This is a genomic window from Leuconostoc sp. BM2 (assembly GCF_002095565.1).
GTDB lineage: Bacteria > Bacillota > Bacilli > Lactobacillales > Lactobacillaceae > Leuconostoc > Leuconostoc falkenbergense.
This window is the reverse complement of the sequence record NZ_MOWQ01000055.1, coordinates 1-5,886: the sequence shown is the minus strand read 5'-3', so window position 1 is coordinate 5,886 and position 5,886 is coordinate 1. Positions and strand designations below refer to the sequence as shown.

The 5,886-nt window shown below is 39.1% G+C and carries 6 protein-coding genes and 1 pseudogene; 2 read left to right on the top strand and 5 right to left on the bottom strand.

Going from position 1 to position 5,886, the window contains the following annotated elements:
- Positions 1 to 80 (bottom strand): helix-turn-helix domain-containing protein (locus BMG01_RS11055; protein ID WP_143471347.1); only part of this gene is annotated, 80 nt, incomplete at its 3' end.
- A gap of 116 nt (positions 81 to 196) precedes the next feature.
- Between BMG01_RS11055 and BMG01_RS09810 the strand changes: the two are divergent.
- A pseudogene (locus BMG01_RS09810) lies at positions 197 to 2,316 on the top strand (cation:proton antiporter).
- A gap of 26 nt (positions 2,317 to 2,342) precedes the next feature.
- Here BMG01_RS09810 and BMG01_RS09805 read toward each other — a convergent pair.
- Genes BMG01_RS09805 through BMG01_RS09790 form a run of 4 tightly spaced genes read right to left on the bottom strand, consistent with a single transcriptional unit; the run spans position 2,343 to position 5,203 of the window.
- Positions 2,343 to 2,936, bottom strand: a complete 594-nt coding sequence (locus BMG01_RS09805) for a DUF1054 family protein (RefSeq protein ID WP_004915580.1) — start codon at positions 2,934 to 2,936, stop codon at positions 2,343 to 2,345.
- Positions 2,920 to 3,780, bottom strand: coding sequence for a YihY/virulence factor BrkB family protein (locus tag BMG01_RS09800; RefSeq protein ID WP_004915581.1), 861 nt, complete (start codon positions 3,778 to 3,780; stop codon positions 2,920 to 2,922). The genes BMG01_RS09805 and BMG01_RS09800 overlap by 17 nt, the downstream gene beginning before the upstream one ends.
- A 43-nt stretch (positions 3,781 to 3,823) precedes the next feature.
- Positions 3,824 to 4,513, bottom strand: coding sequence for a VIT family protein (locus BMG01_RS09795; protein ID WP_036068826.1), 690 nt, complete (start codon positions 4,511 to 4,513; stop codon positions 3,824 to 3,826).
- Between the two features lie 12 nt (positions 4,514 to 4,525).
- Positions 4,526 to 5,203 carry a VIT family protein gene (locus tag BMG01_RS09790; protein WP_036068825.1) on the bottom strand — a complete coding sequence of 226 codons (678 nt, stop codon included), beginning with the start codon at positions 5,201 to 5,203 and terminating at the stop codon, positions 4,526 to 4,528.
- Between the two features lie 129 nt (positions 5,204 to 5,332).
- Here BMG01_RS09790 and BMG01_RS09785 point away from each other — a divergent pair, with 129 nt between their 5' ends.
- Entirely contained in the window at positions 5,333 to 5,737 is a 405-nt protein-coding gene (locus BMG01_RS09785; RefSeq protein ID WP_036068824.1) for a Fur family transcriptional regulator, read from the top strand.
- The last annotated feature ends 149 nt before the right edge of the window (positions 5,738 to 5,886 follow it).

Genomic DNA, 5,886 nt, shown 5'->3' with positions numbered 1-5,886 from the left:
CGCGCAATGGCACGAACAGAATAATTCAATTCGAGTAAAGTTTGAATGACAGTGCGTTCTTGAGATGATAAACTAGTCATGAGTCGCAGTTCCTTTATGGTTGTTTTAGACAATTACCATTAAAGGCACTGCGGCTTTTTTATTCAAGTGTTCGGTTTAATTTTACAATCTACCACAATCATTAATGAGGATTCAAATGGAAACACTTTATACCCTTTCGTTACTGCTTATTGGTGTTATTGCCACTAACATTATTAAAGATTTTATTCCAAAAATACCTGAAGCATTCATTCTAATCATTGTTGGTGTTGCTATGTCATTTACACCAATTTTTAACAATTTTGAATTAGAACCCGAATTTTTTATGTTAATGATTATTGCCCCGATTATGTTTATTGACGGTCAAAGACAATCATTTTCCAAAATTAAAAAGCGATTTGGGGGTATCTGGACGCTCTCGGTCGTTCTGGCCGTAGTAACTGCCTTAGTGGTTGGCATGATTACCAATCACGTTGAAGTAGCTTGGACACTGCCATTAGCAATTACTTTAGCTGCCATCGTGACACCTACTGATGCTGTTGCCGTCAAATCGCTAACTGCCGGTACTGATATGCCTGAGGGCGTCGGTGAAGCATTAGAATTGGAATCACTTTTTAATGACGCCACAGGCTTAGTCATGTTAGATTTATCCTTGTCCGTGCTCTCAAAAGGCACTTTTTCAGTGCTTAACGGTCTGGAACACTTCTTTTTTGTCGCTTTTGGCGGGGTTGTCATTGGCACTATTTCTGGGCTTTTAATTGTGGCATTGCGCGTCAATTTACAACAACGCGCCTCTAATCCTGAAACGACCATCATCCCCATCAGCTTATTAACACCGTTTGCTGTCTATTTATTAGCTGAACACTTAGGCACATCTGGTATTTTAGCGGTCGTGGCCACTGGTATGGTCCACAACTGGGAATCAAGTCGGTTACGCTTAACCTCAACAAGTGTTCAGCTGACTTCAAGAACTATTTGGGGCACCATTGCTGATGTTTTAAACGATATTGTCTTCTTGATTTTAGGCATTTCCTTACCAACTGTTTGGTTAGCCATGACTAAGATTGGGATATCTGGCACACTGCAACTAGCCGCGCTAAGTCTTTTAATTTATGTCGTTATGCTTGTATTGCGATACTTTTGGGCTTTACGTGACGATGATCGTAACAACCGCTCACGTCGTCATCGTCAGACACTTCCGTCATTCTTTGGTGATCGTAATGATCAAAATCATCGTTTCTATGCTAAAATTTTTGCCATTAGTGGCGTCCATGGTACTGTAACGTTAGCAATGGCTTTCTCATTACCTTATCAAATTGGTGGACGGGCTTTCCCATATCGCGAAGAGCTCATCATAGTCGCTACTATTGTCATTTTACTCAGCATGCTAATCAGTGCAATTGTGCTACCACTTAGCCTGCCAAAAAAAGTAGAAGCCTATTCCGATAGTGATTTAACCCATATTCGCGATAAAATGGTGGATTACGCCTCACTCAAAATTTTAGATACTGTCACTGACCATAGCACGCGTGAAGTATTATCAGCACAATTACAATCACAAAAAAATAAACTATTTATGATGGATGATAGGAAACGTCAATCACCTGAATTTATTGATTTAATTGCTGATACGCAGGATTTTATGATAGCTTATGTGCATGGCGATTATGCCTCTGCAACATATAGCTTAACTACCATCAATGCTTACACGAAAATACTCAATTACTCATTTAATAATAGTCAAAAAACAATGGGACATTTTAGTCATCACCTGAAGCATGCTTTGAAGCGCTTTATGAGACAATCTGCTTGGCATTTAGCTAATGGTGCAATTACCAAAGCACAACGTGACCGTATACGAAAAACAAAGCTTGCTAGCGATCCCAAATTTGCCGAAAACATTGAAAAATGGACTAATACAAGAAAAGAAATGTTACGCTTAAATGAGGACGTGATCACTGCCACAGACAAACATTAGATGATTTGTTAAGAGAACGCCTCGACAATAAACAAAGTGACAACGACTATATCTACATGACTCGCGAAACAATGAATCGCTTCTTCAGTGCCATTAAACGTGATTACCGCCAACAAACAACACAAGTTGACAACAGCCTATACATTCAAGCATTTCAATTTGAATATGATTTTGTACAACAGGGTGTCACAGATGGCTTTATTCCGACATCAATGGCGAGTGTCTTATACACTGAAATTAACCAAGCACAAACTTTACAGCTGCAAGAAAACAATCAGTTTGATGCCATTGGTGGCTAAAAAAAGAACTTCAATGAAGTTCTTTTTTAAACGAGTTGTTCATAAATTGGTTTTAATGTTCTTAGAGTATCGCTTAATGCCACCACTAGGCTTTCAGTGCCCACGCGTTGATCACCTCTTGGTATCACAACGCCAATCAAAACCTCACTATGTTTAACCTCTTGATACCGTTTAACTAAATGTGAGTAGTCTGACAGAGGTACTGTTTCATTAACCATGTGATCAGGGCTAAGCCGATAACTGGCTGGTAAAGATAAAACCATGTCAGTCACTGCTGTCATTTTATTGACAATGTCAGTAGTTTGTTTTGGCTTCATATTTTCTTCAATCGCCAAATAAAAATAAATATGATCAGCCCACATACCCAACTCAAAGTGTGGCAACATTTTATACCCGCGTCGATTGGGGGCAAAAGCCACCCATGTGTTATCTGGCGCATAGGTAGTTCGCCGCAAATGTTTTGCGACATGTGCATACCATTCTTGTCCATCTTCTTGCAAAATTGGTAAAGCTATGTCAGCAAATTCAACAAATTTTGGATCAATAATAGCCTTAATTTTGGCCATTCGTCCTGCTAAGGTTTCATCATTAAAAATATCAAAATCACTGTCTTGAAACAAGATCTTTCCCCCATTTTATCTCAGCTATCCACTTTATAATTACATATCCCAATACTAGAATTGTTGCAATCAAGTTCAACCAAATTAACAGTACAATCATGGAACTCACAGATTGATAAAAGTCATATTTTCCAATTGCAATCTTAGCATAGATGGTAAACCCTTTGTTCAAAGCATTTAGCATCAATAATTCTATGAAACTGCCAATCACGACAAACCGCAGAGGCGCTCTCGCATCTTTAGTGGGTAACAAAAAGTTCATCATCGTTAACGCTAACCACATCCCCAACCAGATAAACCAACGTGTTTGGTGTTGCAAAAAACTGGTCCATTGCGTATGCGGTAAGTGCTGCATAGCAATCGTTAGAACGTTACTCCCAATCATCAATAAAGCGAACGCTGCAATAATCACAAGTAACCATAGAAATGAAAACAAACGTGTCAACATGTTATTAAAACGTTCATCAACATCAGCAATGGCATTGAAAGACTTACGGAATACAGCAATCACGCGAGAAATTGACCAAATGGTGAAGATAACAGTAAACGACAGTAATGAGGCACTTTTTGACGCCAAGACCGACTGCATAATTGGAATCACAATATTTTCAATATTTTTTGGTAGCATATTGCGCATGGCCGTCAATAAATCTGCTGTACTAAAGCTTGTAAAGGACACGATCATCGCTGCGCCCATCAATATTGGAAAGACCGTTAACAAGGCATAGTAAGCAAATGTCGGACCAACATAACTAATTTGTGATCGCGAAAAAAGCTCGCCTAAAGTGGATAATTTAAAACGCGCATCAATCACACGCCATGTTTGCTTAATTTTGTTATTCATGCTCCCATTATCTCAAATATTAAGCCCCACGAGCAAGTCTATCTCAAAACAGTTCTCCAATACCAAAGTGAATGGCGACTGTTACAAGACCAATAATAATATTTCGGATAACTGCACGCTTAATAAGACCATTAGAAATTTTGGCACTCAAAAATCCAGTTAACGCGACAGCCACAACAGTTGCACCAATTGTAGCAACAAATTGATAGCGTCCTGTGACCAATATTAAGGCAGCTAATGGGAAAACACCACCAATCGCAGCACTAAATAGTGACGACCACGCTGCTGACCAAGGATTCATGTAATGTCCTAACGTCAAATCGTATTTAACACTCAAAACTGTTTCGAGTGGTTTTTTAACTAATAGTTCATCCGCAATCGCTAGCGCTGTATTTTGAGATACCCCACGCTCAACATAAAAATCTGCCACGCTCCTTCGCTGTCCTTCAAAATCATCATGTAGTAACTTTTTTTCACGCGCGACGACGACTTTTTCACTATCAGATTGCGAACTAACTGACGCATATTCGCCTGAAGCCATCGATAAAGCACACGCTAATAAATCTGCTAAACCAGCAATAAATATCGCAAAATGATTAGTCGTGGCGGCTGCTACCGAAAACAACACACCAACAACGGTTAAAATGCCATCATTTGCCCCAAGAACACCTGCACGAATCGCATTTAGTCGCTCATCCATTGTCATACTTTTATTATTTTTTTGCTCTGACATTGTGTCCCCCTTTTATCGAAATAAACTACCGATGGCAAATGTTACAACCATCGTAAATATGCCCGCTAATACATTACGCACAGCAGCATGTTTTTTATCAGCACCATTCAAATGTGCAGCTACATAGCCTGTTAGTGCTAAGGCAATAGCAACAGCGAAAAAAGTCAACCATTCACGACTGCTTGTAGGTGACAAATACATTGCTAACATCGGCAAAATAGACCCAACTGGAAAACTAATTAACGAAGCTAACCCCGCATCTTTGGCACTCAATTCATTATCTAATGAGAAACCAAATCGTTCACGAACTGTGGTCACAAGTGGCTCCTTAGTCATCATCTCACGCGTTGCTTGCATTGCAAGCTGCTCAGAAATACCATTATCTTCATATTTCTTTTGAACAAATTTGAACTCACCGTCAAAATTTTGTTTCAACGCTAATGATTGTTCTCGTCGTACTTTTTCTTGTGCATCATGTTGTGAACTAACCGACACATATTCTCCCATTGCCATGGAAACTGTTCCAGCTAGCGTACCAGCAAAACCTGCTAAAAGAATTGTTCCGGTATGACTGGTGGCTCCAGCAACACCCAATATAATTCCTGATACTGACAAGATGCCATCATTGGCACCCATCACTGCAGCACGAATGACATTGTTACGTTGCATCAAACTCTGCTTTTCCGACATTTTATCCCCCCTCTTTTTTAGAATCATTCTAATATAATAACATTGTAACGCTCTTGGTCTGACAATTCAAGTCGCTTGGTAGAATATTTTAGACGTGATATAATTAGGTCATATTAAATGGAGATGCTGATGCCTGATCAAAAATTGCGCAACATGTTGCAAAAACGTGGACTAAAAGCGACGTATCAGCGTATAATTATTTTAGATTATCTGATGTCTCACAAAACCCATCCGACAGCTGAAATGATCCACGCTGATTTGCAAACAATTAGTTTAGCCACGGTTTATAATACACTTGAAAAATTGGTGGATAGTGGTCTAGTTGTTGTTATTGATAGCCATGATGACAAACGCCATTTTGATTACTATGGTGAACCACACTATCACATCATCAACCAAAAAACGCATGAAATTATTGATGCTAATAATTTTGACGTGCAACCATTACTTGACGCGGCTCGGAAGGCCAGCGGTCTCAATATTTCTGGCTATCACATTGAGTTGTACGGCGTTGACCCTAAAGATGCAAAATAAAAACACAACTGTTATGAAAAAACTGAAGTGAACCCAATAACTTGGACAAAATAAAAAAATGTCCAGAAAGTTATTGGGTTTTTCTATGTCTAAATATTCAAATGAATTTAAATTAATAATCGTCAACGAATGGCTGGTTGGTCAAAATG